This window comes from Borrelia anserina Es, from assembly GCF_001936255.1.
In the GTDB taxonomy this organism is placed as follows: domain Bacteria; phylum Spirochaetota; class Spirochaetia; order Borreliales; family Borreliaceae; genus Borrelia; species Borrelia anserina.
The window spans coordinates 1-21,057 of the sequence record NZ_CP013704.1 but is presented as its reverse complement, the minus strand read 5'-3'; the positions used below and the strand labels follow the sequence as shown (position 1 = coordinate 21,057).

Here is a 21,057-nt window from a genome sequence, read left to right as displayed (position 1 = left end):
TCAGAGATAGTGATTCTTTATTAAAGAGAGGGAGCTTGGATGGATTTTGGAGATGGATCTAAGTTTTTAAATTCTGATGAAAATTTTCTGTATGATAGAAATGAAAGTGAACTTAGACCAAAATCCCTTAGAGATTTTGCAGGACAAGCTCACATTAAGGAAAATTTAGATATTTTTATCAAGGCATCTAAAGATAGAGGTGAAGCGCTTGATCATGTTTTTTTAAGTGGTCCTCCAGGGCTTGGGAAAACTACCCTTGCTAGTATTATTGCTTTTGAAATGAATACTACAATTAAGGTTACTTCAGCTCCAGCTCTTGATAAGCCAAAGGATATTGTTGGTATTTTAACAACACTTGATGATAAAAGTATTTTATTTATTGATGAGATACATAGACTTAAACCTGTCATGGAAGAGATGCTTTATATTGCGATGGAAGATTATAAGATAGATTGGATAATTGGACAAGGTCCTGCTGCAAGGACTTTAAGAATGCCAATTCCTAAATTCACTTTGATTGGTGCTACTACAAAACCGGGGAAAGTTGCTTCTCCACTTTATGCGAGATTTGGTATTGTATCTAGATTTGATCTTTATAAGGAAGAGGAACTTGTGAAGATAATACGAAGAAATTCTATTATTTTAAATATTAAGTTAGAGGATAAAGCTGCCTATCTTCTTGCAAAAAGTTCTAGGGGAACTCCTCGTGTAGCAAATAGGCTTTTAAGGCGTATGAGAGATTTTGCTCAAGTTGGTGGTTATGATTTAATTACAGAGGATATTGTAAGATCTGGATTTGAAATGTTAAAGATTGATCATGAAGGGCTTGATGATCAAGATAGAAATATTTTAAGGACTTTAATATTGAAATTTAAAGGTGGACCTGTAGGTGTTGAAACTTTAGCAATTTCTGTTGGTGAGACTGCAGATTCTCTTGAGGATTTTTATGAACCTTATCTTATTTTGAAGGGTCTAATTGAGAGAACTAGCAAAGGTCGTAAGGCTACTGATTTTGCATATTTACATCTGAATTTGAATAAAAATAGTCATAATGATTTGAATAGTGGGCAGGATGAATACCAAGGAGTTTTATTTTAATTTACCATATAATTTAATAGCACAATATCCAAGTAAAAAACGTGGTTTATCAAGATTAATGGTCCTAGATTCTGGCAATCAGAGAATTTATCATAATGATTCGATAAACGATATTTTGAAGTATATTGATAGCAATACTTTTTTAATATTTAATGATTCAAGGGTGAGAAAATCTAGAATATATGCCAAGACGGAATATGGAGGTAGTGTTGAGTTTTTGATTTTAGATAAACTGGCAGGGGATACATTTACATCCTTGATTTCTAAGGCTAAAAAGCAAAGTATTGGTAGGGTTTATACATTCCCTCAAGGTTTATTGGCCCAAATAATTTCAAAATTAGGTAATGAATTTGTGCTTAAATTTAATAAGTGTGTGGATGAGTCTTACTTTGAACAGTATGGACTTATTCCTTTGCCACCTTATATTAAGAGAAATTATGATAGAGAAGATGAAAATCGTTATCGAACGATTTATTCAAAGTATATTGGTTCATCAGCGTCAGCTACAGCTGGTTTACATTTTAGTGAAGAACTATTTTATAAATTGGATGAAAATAATATTGAGTACGATTTTATTACACTTCATGTTGGACTTGGTACTTTTCTTCCTGTGAGAACTAAGACGATAGAAGAACATAAAATGCATTTTGAAAGTTTTTCAATAAAGAATTCTGTAGCTCTTAGACTTGAGGAGGCAAAGGCTTTAGGTAAGAAAATTTTGGCTATTGGAACTACTACTCTTAGAGCATTGGAATCTGCTTATGATAAGCATAAAGGGTTTGTGCGAGGTGAGCAAAAAACCGATCTTTTTATTTATCCAGGCAAGGGTTATAAATTTAAGTTTGTTGATATGCTTTTTACAAATTTTCATACACCAGAATCAACTCTTTTAATGTTGGTTTCTTCATTTGGTGGTAAAGATTTTGTATTTAATGCTTACAGAGAAGCTGTAAAAATGAATTATAAATTTTTCTCTTATGGTGATGCTACTTTATTTTTAAACCATATATAGATATTAATGGTTAATTATTTTACTATTTATTTAATAAAATAATTAAGATACATCTTGAAAGGAGAAGGTATATGATGTCAATTTTTCAAAAAGAAAGATATAAATATGTTCCAAAATTGCCGAAAATTTTAGAATGTGACTTGCAAAATATTAGTGTGGTTATTGGTGAAAAAACGGAAGCTTTTGGGAATAGAGATGCTTTAAGGGATCTTTTTAAGAATACTTATGGCTTTCCAGTTGTAAATTTTACTCAGGGGTCTTCAGATGTAGATTTTACAAAGGTTTTAAATGTGGGAATAATTCTTTCAGGTGGACCTGCTCCTGGAGGACATAATGTTGTTGCGGGTATTTTTGATGCGATAAAAAAGTCTAATTCAAATTCAAAAATTTTTGCGTTTAAAGGTGGACCTTCAGGTTTATTAGAAGATAAAAGAATTGAGATTACACAGGGTTTGATAGATTCTTACAGGAATACTGGAGGTTTTGATATTGTATCTTCTGGTAGGACTAAAATAGAAACTGATGATCAATATAGTCAAGCTTTATCTGTTATGCTTAAAAATAATCTTAATGCTCTTATTGTTATTGGTGGGGATGATTCAAATACTAATGCAGCTTTATTAGCAGAGTTTTTTAAGAAACAACATTGTGATATTCAAGTTATTGGTGTTCCAAAAACAATTGATGCTGACTTGAGAAATGAGCATATTCAGATTTCATTTGGATTTGATTCTGCTACTAAGACTTATTCAGAAATGATAGGTAATTTATGTCGTGATGCTATGTCGGTTAGGAAGTATTGGCATTTTGTAAAGCTTATGGGAAGAAGTGCGTCTCATGTTGCTCTTGAATGTGCATTAAAAACACATCCTAATGTGTGCATTATATCTGAGGAGATTTTGGCAAAAAGTAAAACTTTATCAGAACTTGTCGGAGATATAACTTCTGTTGTAGTAAAGCGTTCTTTGAAAGGGTATGATTTTGGTATTATCATAATTCCTGAAGGTGTTATTGAGTTTATTCCTGAAGTTAAGTCTTTAATGACAGAGTTGTGTAGTATATTTGATGTTAATGAAGGTAAGTTTAAGGAGTTAGATACTGACTCTATAAGAGAGCTTTTTATATCTAATCTTGATAGGTATATGAAAGAGCTTTATATGTCTTTGCCTTTATTTATTCAAATTGAACTTGTAAATTCCGTATTAGAAAGGGATCCTCATGGTAATTTTAATTTGTCAAGAGTTCCTACTGAGAAGTTATTTATGGAAATGGTTAATGTTAGATTAGAAGAATTAAGAAAGCTTGGTGAGTATAGTGGTAAGTTTATTCCTATTAATCACTTTTTTGGTTATGAAGGTAGATGTGTTGCTCCTTCAAATTTTGATAGTGATTATTGCTATAGTTTAGGATATAATGCTGCAGTACTTGTTTTAAATGGTTTAACAGGTTATATGTCCAGTATTAAAAATTTAAATAAGAGTACTACTGAGTGGCTTGCAGGTGGAGTACCTTTAACAATGATGATGGATATGGAAGAGAGATATGGTGTTGCAAAACCTGTTATTAAAAAGGCTCTTGTCGATTTGAATGGAGCGCCTTTTAATGAGTTTGTAAAGAATCGTGAAGAATGGGCTGTAAATAATCTATATGTTTACCCAGGACCCATTCAATATTTTGGTATTTCTAAACTCGTTGATGAGATAACGTTAACATTAAAATTAGAATTGGAAAATTAAATTATTAATGATTATTAGGTTTTTTCTCTTGTTATTTAATGTTTTTATTCTTTATTCAAAATCTTTAGATTATTCTAAATTTGGTTTTGAATATTTGAATTTAAGTCAAAAATTTTCGCTGAGAGATACAATTTCTTCCAGCGAAAATAATATTGGTTTTGGTAATGAAATCTTTTTGAAATTTGGAGATAATGATGATTTTCTTTATAGGAATATTCAGGAAAATGAGGATTTAAATGTAGAAAAGAGTATTAATTCTAATTGGGGTAAAAAATTATTTAGATTTTCAGCAATAAGTGTAGGCACTTTTCCTATAGTTTTATTTGTAGGTTTGTTTTGTTTTGATTTGTTTTATTATTTTAGTGATATGGATGGAAAAGATTTTCCATATCCTTTTTCAAATGGTTTTGCTCTTTCAAAAGATAAGACCTTTGAAAAATTTGTGATATCGACTTCAGCTGGATTAACATTATCTTTAATAATTGCTTTAATTGATTGTTTTATTGATTAGATGAAAAAGCTTACAAGAGAGTTTATTGTACATGAAGATTCTAGAAGATTAGATATTTATTTATCTGAAAATTTGTGTATCTTTAATAGAAGTCAAATTAAGAAAAGACAAGTAAAAGCTTTTAAAGGTAATAATGGTGTTTTTGTTGCAATAAAGTTGTCAAAGCCTGTTTTTGTGAATGATAAAATATTAATAGAGTTTAATGAAGAAATTGATTTAAAGGGATATATAAAACCCTTGAATTTGCCCATTATTATTCTTTATGAGGATATAAATGTTCTTGTTCTGGATAAACCTCAAGGTATTTTAAGTCATCCTGGTATATCTAACTTAGAAAATACTGTTGTAAATTTTCTTTTATATCATGTCTCAGGCTTGAAAAATAGTTTTCAGGAGGATGAAATTAGGCCCGGAATTGTACATCGATTAGATAAAGAAACATCTGGTATAATGATTTGTGCTAAAAATTTGACAACTTTAAATTTTTTGTCTAAACAGTTTAAAGAAAGATTTGTAAACAAAGTTTATATTGCGGTTGTTAAGGGTAATTTTAAAGATGAGTCTGGTATTATTGAGACTTTTATAGATAGAGATAAATATGATAGAAAAAAATTCGCTGTACATAAGAGTAAGGGCAAGAAGGCATTAACTGAGTATAAAGTATTAGCTAATGTAGGGAATTATTCCTTAGTGGCTCTAAAGCCTAAGACAGGACGTACGCATCAATTGAGGGTTCATATGAAGCATTTAAATCATCCAATATTAGGGGATAGTATTTATGCTAAATTGGACAGAGAGTTTAGGGAAATGTCTTTGATGCTTCATGCTTTCAAGCTTGAAATTAATACTGAAGATGGTTATTTTAGGAAATTTGTTTCAGCATTTCCACAAAGATTCATTGATTTTTTATCGCTATTTTATGATGAATCATCAATAAGTATGCTTATTGATGATTTTATTGTTTTTTTAGATAGGTTTTAGGAGTCAATGTCATGTTTATTTGTAGCTGGTTCAATAATTTTTTTTCCACCAGTTATTTCGTTTGTATTAAGTACTGTGATAAAGCAGTTAGGATCAACTTTCTGAGAAATATATTTAATTCTGGACATACGCATTGTAGGTACTACTATGAAGACTATAGTTTTATCGTTTCCAATCCAGGCACCTTTTCCATCAATTAGTGTGGCTGCTACTTTTAATTTATTGGTAAGTAAATAAGATATTTCTTTTCCTTTATCTGAGATAATAAAAATTGCTTTTTGATTACCAAATCCTGTGCTTGTCTTATCTGTCATTACAGCTGTTACAAATGAAGCAATTAAAGTGTAAAGAGCAATTTCAATGTTGAAAAAGGCAGTTGCAATTAGTAATACTGCAAAGTTAAAAAGGAAGTTTGTAGTTCCAATACTAATTGAGTATTTTTCTTTAATTATCATAGATATGATGTCCGTACCACCTGAGGACCCTTTTGCTCTAAATATTAGACCAAGGCCAAGACCTGATATGAGCCCTGCTAGAATTGATACAAGTATCATATCATTTATTTGCATTTTATATTGCAAAAATTGTGAATAGTTGACTATTAGGGAATATAAAGCCATTGCAATCCAACTTTGAATTACAAATGTTATATTTAGGAATTTAATTCCAATAATGAATAGAGGGATATTTAGCATGAATATTGTAATTCCTAGATTAAAGCTTAAGAGGTAATGTAACATAAGTGCAATTCCCGCAATACCTCCACTTAAGAGTCCATGTGGTATGTATAAAATATTTGTAGATATTGCCATCAGAAGTGAACCTGTTGTTATTTGCAATGTGCTGATCAGTATTAATTTTGGATCTTTGAGGATATTTTTAAGTTGTTTCCTTAGTATTTTTAATATAATAAACTTGACTTTTTGCTTTATTTTAGTCCATTTGTTCTTTTTTTTCTTCATTTTTTGTTATTTACTCTTCGGCATAAAATCATTGGTTCACTTGAATTTTATATTAATTTTACTAAAAAACAATTCAATTTTATTGCAATTATTTCTTTTTTTTTGATATTATTATCTTACATAAAGATATGATTGTTAATTATATAAAGCTTATAGGGTTAATAGTTTTCCTATTTTTTTATATTTGGTTCTTTATTATTTTAAAGGTGAAAAGGACTAGCGTAGCTTTGCTAGGAAAGATTAAAAATGGTGCAAAAATATTAGATATTAGATCTCCTAAGGAATATAATAAGTCTCACTATGCGAAGGCAATTAATATTCCTTTTAATAATTTATTTGCTAAAAAAGATAAGTTAGGTAGCCTTGAGACTCAGATAATAATTTATGGTAAGAGTTTTGGCAAATCTTTTGAAGCTGAGAAGATTTTAAAAGGATTAGGATTTAAAAATGTATTTGTTGCAGGAACATTAAAGGATATGCCTAAATTGCTTGAAGCTAAAGAAGAGATTAATGGCTAAGATTATAGGAATAGCTGGTGGGTCTGGAAGTGGGAAAACTACAGTTGTTAATAAAATTAGTGAGGTTATTCCTGAATTTGTTCTTATATCGCAAGATAATTATTATAAAAGTGTTAGTGATTGTGAATATGAATTTCTAGATGTTAATTTTGATCATCCAGATGCTTTTGATAATAATTTGTTCTACAATCAGTTAAAGGAATTAAAAGAAAATAAGTTAATTCATATGCCTCTTTATGATTTTATTAATCATAGAAGAAAAGTTGAAACTGTTGAGGTAGTTCCAACCCCTGTTGTTATTGTTGAAGGTATTATGATTTTTGTTGAAGAGCGAGTGCGCAATTTGATAGATTTAAAGATATATATTGATACTCCTAGTGATATCAGATTTATTAGGAGACTAGAACGGGATATATCTAAAAGGGGGCGTACATTGGAGTCTGTTATTGATCAATATCTGAATACTACTAGGGCAGGATATTATAGGTTCATTGAGCCTACTAAGGAATATGCTGACCTTATTATTCCTGAAGGAGGGCATAATGATAAGGCTCTTTATGTTCTCTCTTCTTTCTTAAGAAGTCTTGGTAAAGAAAGTGTAGATTTTTTTTAAAGTAGTGAAAGTGGGTAGTAGTCTATTTCGATGTAGGTATCTCTTGTTGCTTTTACTTTTTCTTTTGTATTGTGTATTAATTTTTCAAGTAAATTGAAGGATTTTGATAGATATATTATGTTATGTCTATAATATTTAGATATCCTTGACATAGGAGCCTCTGATGGACCAAGATATTCGATTTCGTCATTTAATAATTTTTTGGATATTTCGAAAAATTCTAAGCATTTATCTCTAGCAACTTCTTGTTTGTAACTTCTCACTACTATTCTAATTATTTTTTTGAAGGGAGGGTAATTTAATTCTTTTCGAATTTTTATTTCTTCTTTGTAAAATTCTTCATATTTTCCTTCGTATGCATATTTTATAGCATAATAATCAGGATTTTTTGTTTGGATGATAATTGTATTATCGCTTTGAAATCTTGCAGCTCTTCCTAATACTTGTGAAATTATTGCAAAAATTTTTTCACTACTTCTAAAATCAGGAAGTCCCATTCCAATATCTGCGTTAATTATACCTAGTGTTTTGATTTGTTTGAAATTGAAACCTTTTGCAATAATTTGTGTTCCAATTAAGATATCTAATTGCCCATTTTCAAATTCATTAATTGATTGGATAATTTCTTTTTTATTAAGATCGGAGTCTATTCTTGCTATTCTTGCATTTGGCAAGAATTTTTTTAGTTCTCTTTCAATAAATTGAATTCCATATGTTTTGTATACGATGTCTTGTGAATTGCAATCAGGACAGTTGCTTGTTGTGTTTTTTTTGTGATTACAATAATGACAAATGAGTTGATTTTCGATCTTATGGTAAGTTAAATTAAAGGAGCAATTTGGACAGCAGATTATATGCCCGCAAGTATTACATTCAAGTGTTTTTGAATATCCTCTTTTATTAATAAATATTAATGATTGTCTTTTATCAATTAAGCTTTTTTGTATGCTGTAAAGCAATTCTGAAGATATTGTTTGGCATTCTTTTTTCATGTCAATTATTTTAAGTTCTTTAAATGTTCTTTCAAAGAATTTGTTTTTTAAAACCATTTTTTTGATATGATTATTTTCCATAGCAAGATATGCTTCGAGTGATGGAGTTGCACTTCCCATGACAAATTTAGCATTGAAGCTTTTTTGTAGAAAAAATCCTATATGTCTTGAGTGAAATCTTGGGGTGTTTTCAGATTTATATGTGTGTTCATGTTCTTCATCCATTATTATTAACCCTAAATTTTGAAATGGCAACATGAGTGCACTCTTAATACCAATTATGATTAAACTCTCTCCATTCTTGACTTTATTCCATATTAAGGCTTTCTTTGAGTTTGATACTTTTGAATTATATTCATAAACTTTGTTTGTGCTTGAGTGCGATTTAATTCTTTTAATTATTTGGTAGCCCAAGGAAATTTCAGGAATTAAGAAAATTATTTGTTTTTTTTGTTCCAAGTAGTGTTCACATAGTTTGATAAATATTTCTGTTTTTCCAGAACCAGGAACCCCGAATAGGTAGAATGTCTTTTTTGTATTTGATGTAATAATTTCTTTATAAATATTGTTTTGTTCTTCATTTAATTGGATAGATAGTTTATGGCTTAAATTTTCATTGTCATCACTTTTTATTACTTTATTTGAATTTGAGATTTTAGGTAGTCCACAAAATAGAGCTTCTCCAAAGCTCGAAAATGTTTTTTGACTAATCCAGCGTGCAAGATTAATATTATGTTCTATTATTATTGCACTCTCGTCAATAATTTTTAATATATTTTTTATTTCAAACTTAAAATTTGAATTAAATTCTTCCTTGGCGTATCTTTTTATTATTATTCCAATTGTGTTTTTTCCATTAAAGTTTGTTATTACTCTTGTGCCTGTTTCTAATTTTAAGTTGTATTTATAAAAAAAAAGTCTATTTATAGGAATATTAAACGCAATTTCATAGTAAAAATTGTGCATTAAGATATTATCCATATTTTATTATACCTTTTATGATTTTTAAGTCTTGCCAGATTTCTTTCTTGAGTTCTGGATTTGTTATTTGACTTTTGGGAAGATATGTAAATACTATTGGAATTCCTTTGAAGTTTAGTTCGAATCCCCGCACGATTTGAATTCTTAAATTTTGTTTTAAGAATAGTTCTACCTCTTCACAAGCAAGGATTGCTTTGGGTTGTTTGTTGTTAATCTCTAATGTTAAAGTGTTGGGATTATCTATTATCTTATAGTTTAAAATGTTAATGCTTTCACACCATTTTTTTACTATTATTTTTGTGTTTTGGTTTAAATATTTTTCGTCTATATATACTATTAGTAGATCTTTTTTGTCAGTTTTTTTTGTTTTATGTTCTGTGGATTTTATTGGTCTATTATTTTTTTTTATGTTTTTTTGTTTTATGTGTTTTAAAATTTTTGTATTTCTGGTTTTTATTATTATTTTATTTTTGACCTTTTCAAGCTTTTCTTCTTGTTTGTTATAAATCTTCCCCGATATATTATTTTTAAGTATTGTGAGAAGTATCAGTTTTTTTAGCAGTTTGCTTTTATTCATAAAAAACCTTATCTAGAAATAAAGCTTTTGCAGGTGCTGTTGTTCTTGTAAATTTTCTATTTTTCGAGTTTAAGATTTTCTTAAAAGTATCAACAGGTTCATTTTTTATCTCTATATCAATTATTGTTCCTACTATTGATCTTACCATTTTCCATAAAAATGAAGAACCTATTATTTCAAAGATTATAAACTTATTTTTTTTCTTAAATCTGGCAATGTAAATTTCTTTTAATTTTGAATTTGTTTGGTCTCTTATACATGAAAAGGTAGTGAAATCATGTATTCCAATTAGCATTTCAGCCATTTCATTTAATCTGTTAACATTTAATTTTTTCTTCACATAGTAAGCTTGATATCCTTCCCAAGGATAATAATTTTCATTGTTGAGTATGTAATAGCTATATTTTCTTCTTGTGGCATTAAATCTAGGTTGAAATTCATTTGCTACATACTTTAACTTTATTATTCTAATATCATCCTTTAAGAGAGAATTAATGGCTTTTTTTAAATTTTTAAGCTTAATATTTATTCTTATATAGAATGATATTATTTGTCTTCTTGCGTGAACTCCCGTATCTGTTCTACCTGCTGAATGAATTTTAGTCTTTGTTTTGGTTATTTTCTCTAATACCTTTTCAATTTCTCCTTGAATTGTTGGCTTGTTGGGTTGGATTTGAAATCCGTAATATAGCGAACCATCATATGCTATTTCTGCAAGTATTTTTTTCATTTATTTGAAAGTTTTTATTTCTTTTGAGATTTTAAAATAAACTTCTTTTATTTTATCTATGAGTATTGAGGGTTTTTCTTTTGATGATTTTCCCATTCCGGCTATTTTAGAAAGTAAATTTTTTATTTCGACTAATTGATTATATCTGTATTGTCTATCTTCTTTATTTCCATAAAAATATTCTAGTAAACCTGATAGGTATAAAACACTGTCATAGCCATAATTTTTATCTGTATCAGGACCAAATACTGTTTCAGCATTAATTGGTTCTGAATTATTTTGTTCTTTTTCAATTGTTAATTTGTAAAGATATGCTGCTTTATAATAAAATATTTTTTGCAAATAGTTATAATTTTGGTTTGGGTATTCCTTGTCTAGATCTTCAAATGTCCAGGCTGATCTTATTGCACATTTTGCTTGATTGAGAGTTGGATTATGATTTTTATCCAGGTATTCATAACACATGATAGCGAGGATATAGCTTGCAGCTCCTTCTTGGAGTCTTCTTGGTTCATTAAAGTTTAGGTCGTCTTCAAAAATTGATTTTATTTCTTTGCGTTCATCAATACGGTTTATTAGGGTTTGCTTGATGTTATTATTAACAAGTAATATCGCATTAAACTCGTTTGGGAAGGTAGCCAGATAACAATTAGGACATACTGTTATTGAGTATATTCTGGGATAAATATTACCATATTTTTCATTTTTTATATATTCTCTTTTTAAATCAACTTTTAACTCTCCAGATATTAATCTACTACTGCCTGTTAATAGTTCTTCTTTTCTAAAGTTATGCTTACATAAAGGACATTCAATTTTATATTTTGTGAAGTATGATATCTTTTTCATGAGTTAATTTTCTACTATTACAAATGCAATAGCATATTCCTTTTCATGAGAAATTGTCAAATATAATTTTAGATTCATTTTGTCGATCAAAGCTTTAATATCATTGTATAGTTGGAATATTATGTTACCCTTTGGCGATTGTATGATTTCAATATCTTTAAGTGTGTATTTTATTTTAGTGTTTATTAGTGGGCTTATTGCTTTAATTAATGATTCTTTTGCTGAAAACTTGCCAGCTAAACTTTCTAAAATTCCTTTTCCTTTCATTTCTAAGTCTTTAATTTCTCTTTGTGTAAAAAATCTTTCTAATTTTTTTCTATTTTGTAAAAAACTTTTTAATCTTGTAACTTTTATTATATCACATCCTATTGATTTCGTCATTTTATTGCTCTGTTGAAATTACTTCGATTCTTATTGTTTTAGGTTCATATTCATATACTTCTATACCAGAAGTATCATTTTTAAGTAAGATATCTGTGTTGATGTCATAAGTTCCAGGTGTTTCAATTTGACTTAGATCGAGGTTGAGGTTAACATTTTTATTGGCTATATACATTTTAATTATCTTCTCTGAGAGTCCGCTTCTTATCTTAATAAACATTTCATTTTCTGGGTCTAAAATTTTTTCTTTGTTTTTTATCTTCAATCCATTTTTGAGATTATTGAAAGTTAAATTAGGATTTTTTATTGTTGTCTGTATATATTTTTTGCCTAGCGTGATGTTAACAATTACGTGGTTTTTGTCAAGTGTTATAAGTGGGTTTGGAGAAATTACTTCAAGATGTTCTGAGATGAATACAGTATTTATATCAAATTCTTTTATTTCGGTTTTAATTGAGTTTATTGTTTTTATCACTTTTTCAGGGCCGTGTATTGTTAATTTGTCAGGTACTATATTATATTTGGCAATGAAGTATTCTCCTTTACCTTCTTTTTCAATTAGTTTAAATTTAGGTTCAACTTTGACCAGTTTTGAAATTTTTTTATCGAGGTTGAGTACAATTCTGTTTTTTGAAAGTTTGTATTCAACAATGTGTACAGGATTAAAATTTTTGATCTTTATTGGCAGCTCATATTGCCCAGCTTTTTTTATGTTATTAGCTTCAACGAATAGAGCTATTCGATCAAGGTCTAAATATTTTAAGTCTTGTTTATTAATTTTGACTATGAGCAATATTTTGTTAAAATCAGGAATTTTACCTAGTGTAACTTCATCTTCTAATAAAATATTGAATTTTTTTTCTATTTTGATTGATTCTATGTTATTAAAGTAAGATGTTGTGAACATAATAATTGCTATTAAGATAGAAATGGCTTTATTTTGCCAATCTTCAAATAATAATTTCATTAAGTTTTTAAGTTTCTTAGTTATATTCATTATTTATTCTATTAATGCAAGATTTAGTTTTTTCTTGATTTCATTTAAGCTTAAATTATATTCTAATTTTCCATTTTGTGTGAGTGAAATAGAACCAGTTTCTTCGGATGTTATTATTGTTATTGCATCTGAGTTTTCAGAAATTCCAAGGCCTGCTCTGTGTCTTGTTCCAAAAGTTTTACTGATAGATTCAATATTGGATAATGGTAAAAAAGAACCAGCATAGACTATTTTGTTGTTGCTAATAATGACTGCTCCGTCATGTAAAGGTGTTTCATAATCAAAAATTGATATTAAGATTTCATTAGATACAATGGAGTCTAATTTTATACCTTTATTTATTATTTGATCTAATTGTATTTTTTTTTCTATGCATATTAAGCTACCAGATTTATTTTCTGATAAATGCTTGATTGCCTTTATTATCTCAGCAATGGTTTTAATGGTTTCTTCTTTATTATTTGCAAGTTTAAAAGATAAGTTAAAATTCCCAATTTGCATTATTATCTTTTTTATTTCTTGATGGAATAAGATGAGCATTGCAATGGGTAGTATATTTGCTATGTAATTTAATAGCCAATTTATTGTGTATAAGTTGAAATAGTAGGATATGATTCCGATGGATGTAATAATGATCATTCCTTTAAGTAAGTTTATAGAATAAGAATTAATTACATTTTTATAGATATAATAAACTAAAATGCTGATTAGACTTACATCTAATACTCTAGAAAAAATATCTTTTACTTGATTTATACTACCCATGTCTATCATAAGCATTTCTATTTAATTTGTTTTATATAATATTGTTGCTATATACAATATATTGAATATAGTCATAGTTGTATATATATTTTAATACAAGTTAATGTTGATTTGAATTTATTTTTTGTTTATGGCTAAAAAAGAAAAGATTATAGCTTTGATATTTGATTTTGATGATACTTTAATTTATGGCAATATGCAGCAGGTACTTTTTGATGAGTATAATGTTGATGCTGGCTTGTTTTGGGATGAGGTTGAAAATTTATCTATTACTTATAACAAAAATCATTATAATATCATTGCTAATGAGATGATATATTTATCACATATTTTAACATATGTTAGAGAAGGTATTTTTAAAGGGCTCAATAATAAAATATTATTCGCGTTAGGCTCGAAATTAAAGTTTTTTGAAGGTGTGATTGATTTATTTAAAGAGATAAATGAAATAAATAGGAGCTTGAAGAAGTCAGATACTGTAGTAAATGTTTATATTGTTTCAAGTGGTTTTAGACAGATGATTTTGGGAAGTAGTATTGCTTCTTATATTACTAAAGTTTGGGCTTGTGAATTTATAGATACATATCTTGTGCCTTTTTATCAGAATTTGGATAATAAGTTTTCAGTAAATAGTGTTTTAAGTAGCGTATGTTATTTCGTGGATCATACAATAAAAACTCGGGTTATTTTTGAGTTAAATAAGGGATCTTATGATAAAATTAATAAGAGGATTCCAAAAAGTAGGAGAGACATTCCTTTTGAAAATATGTTTTATATTGCGGATGGTTTTAGTGATATCCCGGCTTTTGAAATTTTGAATAATAATTTAAATCATTATAAAAATACATTGACGGTTTATTATGGAAATGATGAAAATGCTAAAAGGCTGGTTAGAGAGAAAAGAGTGGGGGATTTAGCCGAAGCAAATTATAGTAAGGGAACTAAATTATATAATTGGATAATGGAAAAGATTTATTTAAATATATAATTTGGTTATAAATTTAAATAAATTAAATAAATATTCTTGAGTGAATATGATTCTACCTTTAAGTATTTTAAGTATTTCTCAATAACGGTTAGAGTGTATTAAGGAGAGATTTAGATGTCTTTAGATCTGAAACCAACTGATAAGTTAAAGTTTGTTAAACTTCAGTCTGTTTTTTATGTTGTAGCTTTGATTATAATGTTAATTTCTATTTTAAAAATAGCACAAACGATATTTAAACCTTTAGCTATTGCAGTGGTTCTTGGATTTTTAGTATATCCCATTTATACTTTTCTTAAAAGATTAAAGATTCCAAGGGTTTTGATAGTTTTTGTGATTTTTTTTGTTCTTTTTTCATTTTCTTATTTGGTTTTTAGTTTTGTTTATTATAGTGTTACTACTTTGATTGAGCAATTACCTTATTATCAAAAGCAATTAATTTTTATTATGATAGACATCCTTGAAAAATATAAGTTAGATAGTGCTATTATTAGTAATATAGATTTTTCTAAATATATTTATCCTTTTTTAACGCGGATATCTAATGAAATTATTGGTTTTGCAAGTAGTTTGGTAGTGTTATTTTTATTGTTATATTTTTTGATATCAGAGATACATATCTTTGATATCAAGGTTAAAAATGCTTTTAGGCAGTCTATTTCGAGTATGTTTATTGAAGCTTTAAATACGATCAATACTCAGATTAGTAAATATTTAGGGATAAAGGTCTTTGTTAGTTTTCTTACAGGTTTTTTGGTATTTATAGGTCTCAATTTGTTTGGGCAAGATTTTCCTCGTGTATGGGCTGTGCTTACATTTGTATTCAATTTTATTCCAAGTATAGGTTCTATTTTGGCTGTTTTTTTTATTGTGATAGCTGCTTTAGTACAGTTTTATCCTAATTTAAATTTGGTGTTTTATATCTTTATATATAATACATTTGTGCAAATGTTGATTGGCAATATCCTTGAGCCAAAGATGCAAGGACATAGACTTGATCTTTCTCCTTTTTTGTTGCTTTGTTTTCTTTTCTTTTGGGGATGGCTGTGGGGTATTGTGGGCCTTTTAATAGCTTATCCTTTTACAGTTATTATAAAAGTGATAGTAGATAATATAGAGTACTTAAAACCTTTTTCTGTGTTTTTAAGTGGGTCGAAGATATTAGGCATTGATAGTGTAAGTAATAAGGAGAATTAAGTTTGCAGAGAAAAGTTATACTTACAGGAGACAGGCCTACGGGTCCTCTTCATTTGGGGCATTATGTTGGCTCTATTGTTAATAGATTAAAATATCAGGGAGAATATGAAACCTATATTATTATAGCAGATTTGCATACTCTTACTACAAAGCCATATTTAGAAAATATTAGTAAGATATCTGTTAATGTTAGAGAAATGGTTTTGGATTATCTAGCTTGTGGAATTAATCCTGAAAAAGTTAATATCTATTTGCAATCAGCTATACCTGAGCTTTTGGAGTTAAATTTAATACTGTCAATGATTGTTATGGTTAATCGCCTGCAAAGGATCCCTAGTATAAAGGACATGAGTATCGCTGCTGGGTTGACTGAAGTTCCTTATGGACTTTTAGGTTATCCTGTTCTTATGAGTGCGGATATTTTGATGGTAAAGTCTAATTTAGTTCCAGTTGGGCGTGATAATGAAGCTCATGTTGAACTTACAAGGGAACTTGCAAGGAAATTCAATTATCTTTATGGAGAAAATTTTTTTCCAATTCCTGAAGCTATCTTTACAGATTCTCAGGCTCTTGTGGGCATTTATGGTAAGACTAAGATGAGCAAAAGCCTTGGTAATGCAATATTTCTAAGTGATGATGAGGAAACATTACGCAAGAAGGTTATGTCTATGTTTACAGATCCTAAAAGGGTGAGAGCAGATATGCCAGGAGAAGTTGATGGCAACCCTGTTTTTATTTATCATGACCTTTTTAATAGTAATATTGATGAGCTTTATGAGCTTAAGACTAGATATAAAAAAGGTACAATTGGAGATGTTGAAGTTAAAAAGAGGCTTTTTGGAGTTTTGAATCAATTTTTAATGCCAATTAGGGAAAGAAGAGAATTTTTTAAATCCAAAAAAGGTTATGTTGATGAGGTGATATTTGAAGGTACAAGTAAGACTAGAAAAGTTGCAGTAGAAGTTGTGAAAAATGCTAAAAATTTAATGGGTATATCAAAGACATGGAATGATGTGAGGAGAAATGTGGAGAAAATTTTAGAAAGTAATGTAAACATATAGTTTATGTTATGCTAACTGATTATGAATTATTGGAAAGTTTACACCATATTTTATAAAGATCTTTAATTTTAAGAAGTTTTATGATACTAAGGACAGTTGTTAGTGGGTCTCTTACTTTTGAGGGGTATGTAATATTTCCTCCATTTGAGCCTTCTCCAAAAATTTTTACTACTAATCCTTGGTTTCGTAAAATGTCGGCCATTTCAGTTAAGTTGGCTTCACCGACTTCAACTCTGTAAACTTTTGTGTTGAATAAAGAGGCAATTTTTTCAATATTTAGTGAGGTTGCATCATTAACTACGACGGCCAAGTTATCTTTAATATCCATATAGTATAGATAGCTAAGTTCTGAGAGTACTGATAGTGCAAATATTTTTTGTGGTGCAATAATAGTTGCTTGTTCTTGTTTCTGAATAGTAACCAAATTGCCTCTATCTCCATCACAATCAGGGACATATCCTAATTGGAAATCATTGTCTTTTTTAAACTTTTGTTCTAGTATTTGTTTGCACATATTTAAAGAGGTTCCTTCAGGAGTCATTCCGTGTTTAAAGATACCAATTTCAGTGTTATGAAATTCTGATTTTATTCCCAGAGATTCAATTATCTCTTTATCGATTGAGTTAATACGAGAGCTACCATTCATTTCACCTATTATTCCTATGGGTTCTTTTTTGATATTTTCTTTTAAGATATCAATATTTTTTTGATTATGTTTATCTGAATATATTATTTGTTGCATTAGTGATTTATATGAGTTATAAGATTTTAGTTTGTTTTGGTTCTGTGTAGTGATAATTGTTTCATATGTTTTTAAGTGCGAAGCATTAGTATTAAAATTTTGTAGCTTTTTTATTAGATTATTTATTAGATTTTTATTTTTAATGTTGACTTTGATTTGAGATATTATTTTCTTTATTTCATTTGAATTTAATACTCCTCCATCATCTAAGCCTGTTTTAATGCCGTTATATCCTTTGGGATTATGACTTGCGGAAATGTATATAAATCCTTTTGAATTTTGGCTTATCTTTGTGTGAGCTAGGATTTCTGGTATTGGGAGTATTCCAAAAAAATTGACATTATCATTATTTAAGATTAGTGTCTTGATTGTTATCTCTGAGATTATATTTCCAGTTGCTCTTGAATCTAGTCCTATATTGATATATTCTTTTGGTTTGTCTTTGAGATAATTTGATATTGTAAAGGTTATAAGAGCAATTAGTATTTTGTCATCATCATTTATTTCATAATCTGTTGAATTTTCATCTTTTGATTTTGCAAATATTTTTCTAAATCCTGAAGGTGAAAATATCATTTCATTGATAGCATGTTTTAAGTTTAGCATGTTTAAGACATAGTGTTTTAGCATATTTTCCTTTTTATTATTATATGTTTATATTTTTTCTTTATTGTAGTAGCATAATTATATTAACATATTCTATTATAAGAATCATTACTTATGATGCTTTAAAATATTAGTTGTTGTTTACCTTGTGTTAGATGAGGTTTTTAGTATGTGTGAAGTGATAGATAAGATCTTTTCGAAAAGAATGCTTGATATGCTTAATAAGCATAAACTTGAGACTTTAAACATGTCTTTTAAAAATTTTCCTGATGAGAATCATAGTAATATTTTAAATCTTGCTGATACTCCTATTAAATTAAAGTTTAAGAAAGAACTTGTTGAATATAATTTAAGGAAATATATTGATGATTTTACAAGATTTGTGTTGTCATCAGAAGGTGATTTTTATGTTTTTACTGGTGATAAGCTAGAAGAACTAGGCTTATTGCTTTATCCTTATCTTTCATTTGGTATTCTAAATGGGGGTTCTGCAACTAGTTATTTTGATATATTGAAAAATAGTGATTTTCATGAAGAATTATATTTTTTGTGCAAAGATAAAATACTTGAGGCTAGGGAGTCTTTTGGAGATTTGCCAAAGGGAATAACACCTGCATATATTAATAAAGATGGTAGTTATGGATTTTCATTCTTAGCATTAAAAATACGACATCTTTTAATGCTTTCTAAGAAGTATTGTGATCTTTATGGTAAAACTATTAAGCCTTCTATTTTTCAGATGACAAATTTTAAGACTTATAAATTGATTTCTAATTTTTTTGATAATATTTTTGATGATTCCTTGATTAAAGATTTAAATTATTGTGGCTTGCAAAAGGAAGATATTTTTACAGCTATTCAGCCTTTGATTTATTGTTATAAAAAACTAGACAACGGTCAATATGAGTATTTTAATTATAATAATCATGGTAAGAAAACTCTGTTAGCTTTGCCTGCTGGTCATGGTCAAAATTTTAAAGTTCTAAGGGATGTTTATTTAAAACTTTATAATTCCGGAAAAAAATTTGTTTATATTGGTAATGTTGATAATATTGGTTTTACTGTTAACTTAAAAGCCCTTGCTATAATGGCTATAACAAACAATTCTGCTGGCTTTGAATTTAGTGTTAAAACCTCATTGGATACAAAAGGAGGGGTTTTAGTCTTAGATGATGATCATTTGGCTTGTGTTGATATTGGTAGTACAATTTCTAAAGAAATTATACTACAAGCTGAGTATAGTGGGAACAAGATTTTGTTTAATTGTGCTACCGGTCTTTTTAATTTAGAATATTTGATAAAACATATCGATGAAATAATATTAAATATGCCTATAAGGGTTGTTGAACAGAATAAAGAGTTTGGCAAATATACTGCAATTGAACAGATAACTTGGGAAGTTATAAAGATAGTAGATAATCCGTTGATTTTTGAGGTCGATCGAGGCGATAGATTCTTGCCTGCAAAATTGTTTGTTGATGTTCTTATTATGAGTGATTATATAAATGGTAAGTTTTTGTTAGGTAGTCTTTCTGATATTTCCAAATATTTGAATAATGCTCTTAGTAATGTGTTAAAGAATAAATGTGGTTTGGTATTTGGAGGGGGGAGATGGAATGTTTAGATTTTTAGTATTTAGACTTTTATTTCATAGTTTAGTTTTATTAGGGGCTGTTCCTGAAATAGAATATAGTTATTTTGAAAATGATAAGTCTGATCTTGTAGATATTAATGTATTTTTAGGAAGGGTTGATTTTAGTAACGTTTTGAGGGAACGTTATTTTTTTGTTGGTATTAGAAATGTTTCTAATCCTACCGCTGTACAATCGCTTAGTAAAGATGCGATTGATAAGCTAAAAGAGATAAACCCAGTAGGAATTATTTTATTTAGAGAAAATTTTAAGGATGCTCAACAAACCAAAAAATTAATTAGCGAATTAAAGAAATATCTTGGTTCTGATATTTTTATTGCTGTTGATGAAGAAGGAGGACTGGTTAGTAGGACTGGTGAGAATGAGAAGTTAGGGGTTTATAAATTTCCTGCTATGGAGTCTGTTGGTAAGACTGGAGATGCTCAACTTGCATATAAGATTGGAGAAATTCTTGGCAAACAGCTTAGACGCCTTGGTATCAATTTAAATATGGCACCTGTAGCAGATGCTAAATTTTCCCCCGATAGTCCTTTAGGTAGTAGGACCTTTGGATATTCATCTTATAATATTGGTCTTATGATAGAGGCATTTATCGATGGAATTCAAAGACAAGGTGTTTTTGCTGCAGTGAAACACTTTCCTGGACTTGGAGGCACAAAAGTTGATACTCATAAAGATTTAGCTTTACTGCCTTATAGTAAAAATTTTTTGATGATAAATAATTTTGTACCATTTATTTTTGGAAAGGAAGCAAAATTTATTATGCTTGCGCATGTACTTGTACCTAAAATTTCTGGAGATGTAACTAGTATGTCAAGAGATATTGTAAATATTATAAGGCATAATTTAAATATTTGTAGTGTTATAATTACAGATGCGTATGATATGGGAGCAATTGTGAATAATTTTAGTTTAGTAGATGCAATTAAAAAATCCTTAAATTCAGGTATTGATGTTGTGCTTATGCCAGAAAGCTTTGAGAAATTTGGTGTAAAGGTAAATTCTATAAAGAAGTCTGACGATTAGTAGGAATTAGGATATAGAGATTTATCATTAACAAACTATCAAAGTTGTTAAGTTTTTTATTTATTATACTAAAAACAACTAAATA

20 protein-coding genes and 1 pseudogene are annotated in these 21,057 nt (G+C 28.5%); 12 read left to right on the top strand and 9 right to left on the bottom strand.

Annotated elements, in window-relative coordinates; all coding sequences use genetic code 11:
* The first annotated feature begins 39 nt into the window (after nucleotides 1-39).
* The 5 genes from ruvB to N187_RS00085 all read left to right on the top strand — a co-directional run bounded on the left by ruvB (nucleotide 40) and on the right by N187_RS00085 (nucleotide 5,338).
* The gene (gene ruvB / locus N187_RS00105; RefSeq protein WP_025419260.1) at nucleotides 40-1,098 is read left to right on the top strand and encodes a Holliday junction branch migration DNA helicase RuvB; all 1,059 of its coding nucleotides are present in this window, start codon (nucleotides 40-42) and stop codon (nucleotides 1,096-1,098) included.
* A complete protein-coding gene (gene queA, locus N187_RS00100; RefSeq protein WP_025419259.1) occupies nucleotides 1,073-2,110 on the top strand; it encodes a tRNA preQ1(34) S-adenosylmethionine ribosyltransferase-isomerase QueA in 1,038 nt (345 codons plus the stop codon). The genes ruvB and queA overlap by 26 nt, the downstream gene beginning before the upstream one ends.
* Before the next feature lie 71 nt (nucleotides 2,111-2,181).
* Entirely contained in the window at nucleotides 2,182-3,846 is a 1,665-nt protein-coding gene (locus tag N187_RS00095; protein ID WP_025419258.1) for a diphosphate--fructose-6-phosphate 1-phosphotransferase, read from the top strand.
* Nucleotides 3,847-3,853: 7 nt separating this feature from the next.
* Nucleotides 3,854-4,357, top strand: coding sequence for a hypothetical protein (locus N187_RS00090; protein WP_025419257.1), 504 nt, complete (start codon nucleotides 3,854-3,856; stop codon nucleotides 4,355-4,357).
* Nucleotides 4,358-5,338 carry an RluA family pseudouridine synthase gene (locus tag N187_RS00085; RefSeq protein WP_025419256.1) on the top strand — a complete coding sequence of 327 codons (981 nt, stop codon included), beginning with the start codon at nucleotides 4,358-4,360 and terminating at the stop codon, nucleotides 5,336-5,338.
* Here the strand turns inward: N187_RS00085 and N187_RS00080 are convergent.
* Nucleotides 5,335-6,300: a YitT family protein gene (locus N187_RS00080; protein WP_025419255.1), complete on the bottom strand. Its 966-nt coding sequence runs from the start codon at nucleotides 6,298-6,300 to the stop codon at nucleotides 5,335-5,337. The genes N187_RS00085 and N187_RS00080 overlap by 4 nt on opposite strands.
* Before the next feature lie 128 nt (nucleotides 6,301-6,428).
* On the opposite strand from N187_RS00080, the gene N187_RS00075 reads away from it, so the two are divergent.
* The gene (locus tag N187_RS00075; RefSeq protein ID WP_025419254.1) at nucleotides 6,429-6,818 is read left to right on the top strand and encodes a rhodanese-like domain-containing protein; all 390 of its coding nucleotides are present in this window, start codon (nucleotides 6,429-6,431) and stop codon (nucleotides 6,816-6,818) included.
* Nucleotides 6,811-7,431: a uridine kinase gene (udk, locus tag N187_RS00070; RefSeq protein WP_025419253.1), complete on the top strand. Its 621-nt coding sequence runs from the start codon at nucleotides 6,811-6,813 to the stop codon at nucleotides 7,429-7,431. Before N187_RS00075 ends, udk begins: the two co-directional genes overlap by 8 nt.
* Here udk and priA read toward each other — a convergent pair.
* From priA to cdaA, 7 genes are read right to left on the bottom strand one after another with little or no spacing between them, the layout of a single operon-like run.
* Entirely contained in the window at nucleotides 7,428-9,404 is a 1,977-nt protein-coding gene (gene priA, locus N187_RS00065) for a replication restart helicase PriA (protein WP_025419252.1), read from the bottom strand. The genes udk and priA overlap by 4 nt on opposite strands.
* Nucleotides 9,397-9,981 carry a uracil-DNA glycosylase family protein gene (locus N187_RS00060; RefSeq protein WP_025419251.1) on the bottom strand — a complete coding sequence of 195 codons (585 nt, stop codon included), beginning with the start codon at nucleotides 9,979-9,981 and terminating at the stop codon, nucleotides 9,397-9,399. Before N187_RS00060 ends, priA begins: the two co-directional genes overlap by 8 nt.
* Complete coding sequence (truA, locus tag N187_RS00055; protein WP_025419250.1) at nucleotides 9,974-10,711, bottom strand: tRNA pseudouridine(38-40) synthase TruA; 738 nt, start codon at nucleotides 10,709-10,711, stop codon at nucleotides 9,974-9,976. Before truA ends, N187_RS00060 begins: the two co-directional genes overlap by 8 nt.
* The gene (locus N187_RS00050; RefSeq protein WP_025419249.1) at nucleotides 10,712-11,560 is read right to left on the bottom strand and encodes a DUF2225 domain-containing protein; all 849 of its coding nucleotides are present in this window, start codon (nucleotides 11,558-11,560) and stop codon (nucleotides 10,712-10,714) included.
* A 3-nt stretch (nucleotides 11,561-11,563) separates the two neighbouring features.
* On the bottom strand, nucleotides 11,564-11,941 hold the full coding sequence (gene acpS / locus N187_RS00045) for a holo-ACP synthase (protein WP_025419248.1): 378 nt from the start codon (nucleotides 11,939-11,941) through the stop codon (nucleotides 11,564-11,566).
* Nucleotide 11,942: 1 nt separating this feature from the next.
* On the bottom strand, nucleotides 11,943-12,938 hold the full coding sequence (locus N187_RS00040; protein WP_025419247.1) for a YbbR-like domain-containing protein: 996 nt from the start codon (nucleotides 12,936-12,938) through the stop codon (nucleotides 11,943-11,945).
* A 3-nt stretch (nucleotides 12,939-12,941) separates the two neighbouring features.
* Nucleotides 12,942-13,718, bottom strand: a complete 777-nt coding sequence (gene cdaA, locus N187_RS00035; RefSeq protein WP_084797368.1) for a diadenylate cyclase CdaA — start codon at nucleotides 13,716-13,718, stop codon at nucleotides 12,942-12,944.
* A gap of 115 nt (nucleotides 13,719-13,833) precedes the next feature.
* On the opposite strand from cdaA, the gene N187_RS00030 reads away from it, so the two are divergent.
* From N187_RS00030 to trpS, 3 genes are all read left to right on the top strand, one after another.
* Nucleotides 13,834-14,691: an HAD family hydrolase gene (locus tag N187_RS00030; protein WP_025419245.1), complete on the top strand. Its 858-nt coding sequence runs from the start codon at nucleotides 13,834-13,836 to the stop codon at nucleotides 14,689-14,691.
* Nucleotides 14,692-14,805: 114 nt separating this feature from the next.
* Nucleotides 14,806-15,885: an AI-2E family transporter gene (locus N187_RS00025; RefSeq protein WP_025419244.1), complete on the top strand. Its 1,080-nt coding sequence runs from the start codon at nucleotides 14,806-14,808 to the stop codon at nucleotides 15,883-15,885.
* Nucleotides 15,886-15,887: 2 nt separating this feature from the next.
* Entirely contained in the window at nucleotides 15,888-16,946 is a 1,059-nt protein-coding gene (gene trpS / locus N187_RS00020; protein WP_025419243.1) for a tryptophan--tRNA ligase, read from the top strand.
* Nucleotides 16,947-16,968: 22 nt separating this feature from the next.
* Here the strand turns inward: trpS and N187_RS00015 are convergent.
* A pseudogene (locus N187_RS00015) lies at nucleotides 16,969-18,318 on the bottom strand (phosphoglucomutase); the annotation flags it as partial.
* Nucleotides 18,319-18,463: 145 nt separating this feature from the next.
* On the opposite strand from N187_RS00015, the gene N187_RS00010 reads away from it, so the two are divergent.
* Nucleotides 18,464-19,918 carry a UTP--glucose-1-phosphate uridylyltransferase gene (locus tag N187_RS00010; protein ID WP_025419241.1) on the top strand — a complete coding sequence of 485 codons (1,455 nt, stop codon included), beginning with the start codon at nucleotides 18,464-18,466 and terminating at the stop codon, nucleotides 19,916-19,918.
* Nucleotides 19,911-20,972: a glycoside hydrolase family 3 N-terminal domain-containing protein gene (locus N187_RS00005; protein WP_075550291.1), complete on the top strand. Its 1,062-nt coding sequence runs from the start codon at nucleotides 19,911-19,913 to the stop codon at nucleotides 20,970-20,972. Before N187_RS00010 ends, N187_RS00005 begins: the two co-directional genes overlap by 8 nt.
* Nucleotides 20,973-21,057: the final 85 nt, after the last annotated feature.

What these genes read in the sequence shown, in the direction of transcription:
- N187_RS00090 (WP_025419257.1), top strand. Translation starts at nt 3,854, where the DNA reads ATGATTATTAGGTTTTTTCTCTTGTTATTTAATGTTTTTATTCTTTAT.
- cdaA (WP_084797368.1), bottom strand. Translation starts at nt 13,718, where the DNA reads ATGCTTATGATAGACATGGGTAGTATAAATCAAGTAAAAGATATTTTT.
- N187_RS00025 (WP_025419244.1), top strand. Translation starts at nt 14,806, where the DNA reads ATGTCTTTAGATCTGAAACCAACTGATAAGTTAAAGTTTGTTAAACTT.
- N187_RS00030 (WP_025419245.1), top strand. Translation starts at nt 13,834, where the DNA reads ATGGCTAAAAAAGAAAAGATTATAGCTTTGATATTTGATTTTGATGAT.
- N187_RS00005 (WP_075550291.1), top strand. Translation starts at nt 19,911, where the DNA reads ATGTTTAGATTTTTAGTATTTAGACTTTTATTTCATAGTTTAGTTTTA.
- truA (WP_025419250.1), bottom strand. Translation starts at nt 10,711, where the DNA reads ATGAAAAAAATACTTGCAGAAATAGCATATGATGGTTCGCTATATTAC.
- queA (WP_025419259.1), top strand. Translation starts at nt 1,073, where the DNA reads ATGAATACCAAGGAGTTTTATTTTAATTTACCATATAATTTAATAGCA.
- N187_RS00095 (WP_025419258.1), top strand. Translation starts at nt 2,182, where the DNA reads ATGATGTCAATTTTTCAAAAAGAAAGATATAAATATGTTCCAAAATTG.
- udk (WP_025419253.1), top strand. Translation starts at nt 6,811, where the DNA reads ATGGCTAAGATTATAGGAATAGCTGGTGGGTCTGGAAGTGGGAAAACT.
- N187_RS00050 (WP_025419249.1), bottom strand. Translation starts at nt 11,560, where the DNA reads ATGAAAAAGATATCATACTTCACAAAATATAAAATTGAATGTCCTTTA.
- N187_RS00075 (WP_025419254.1), top strand. Translation starts at nt 6,429, where the DNA reads ATGATTGTTAATTATATAAAGCTTATAGGGTTAATAGTTTTCCTATTT.
- N187_RS00040 (WP_025419247.1), bottom strand. Translation starts at nt 12,938, where the DNA reads ATGAATATAACTAAGAAACTTAAAAACTTAATGAAATTATTATTTGAA.
- N187_RS00010 (WP_025419241.1), top strand. Translation starts at nt 18,464, where the DNA reads ATGTGTGAAGTGATAGATAAGATCTTTTCGAAAAGAATGCTTGATATG.
- acpS (WP_025419248.1), bottom strand. Translation starts at nt 11,941, where the DNA reads ATGACGAAATCAATAGGATGTGATATAATAAAAGTTACAAGATTAAAA.
- ruvB (WP_025419260.1), top strand. Translation starts at nt 40, where the DNA reads ATGGATTTTGGAGATGGATCTAAGTTTTTAAATTCTGATGAAAATTTT.
- priA (WP_025419252.1), bottom strand. Translation starts at nt 9,404, where the DNA reads ATGGATAATATCTTAATGCACAATTTTTACTATGAAATTGCGTTTAAT.
- N187_RS00085 (WP_025419256.1), top strand. Translation starts at nt 4,358, where the DNA reads ATGAAAAAGCTTACAAGAGAGTTTATTGTACATGAAGATTCTAGAAGA.
- N187_RS00060 (WP_025419251.1), bottom strand. Translation starts at nt 9,981, where the DNA reads ATGAATAAAAGCAAACTGCTAAAAAAACTGATACTTCTCACAATACTT.
- N187_RS00080 (WP_025419255.1), bottom strand. Translation starts at nt 6,300, where the DNA reads ATGAAGAAAAAAAAGAACAAATGGACTAAAATAAAGCAAAAAGTCAAG.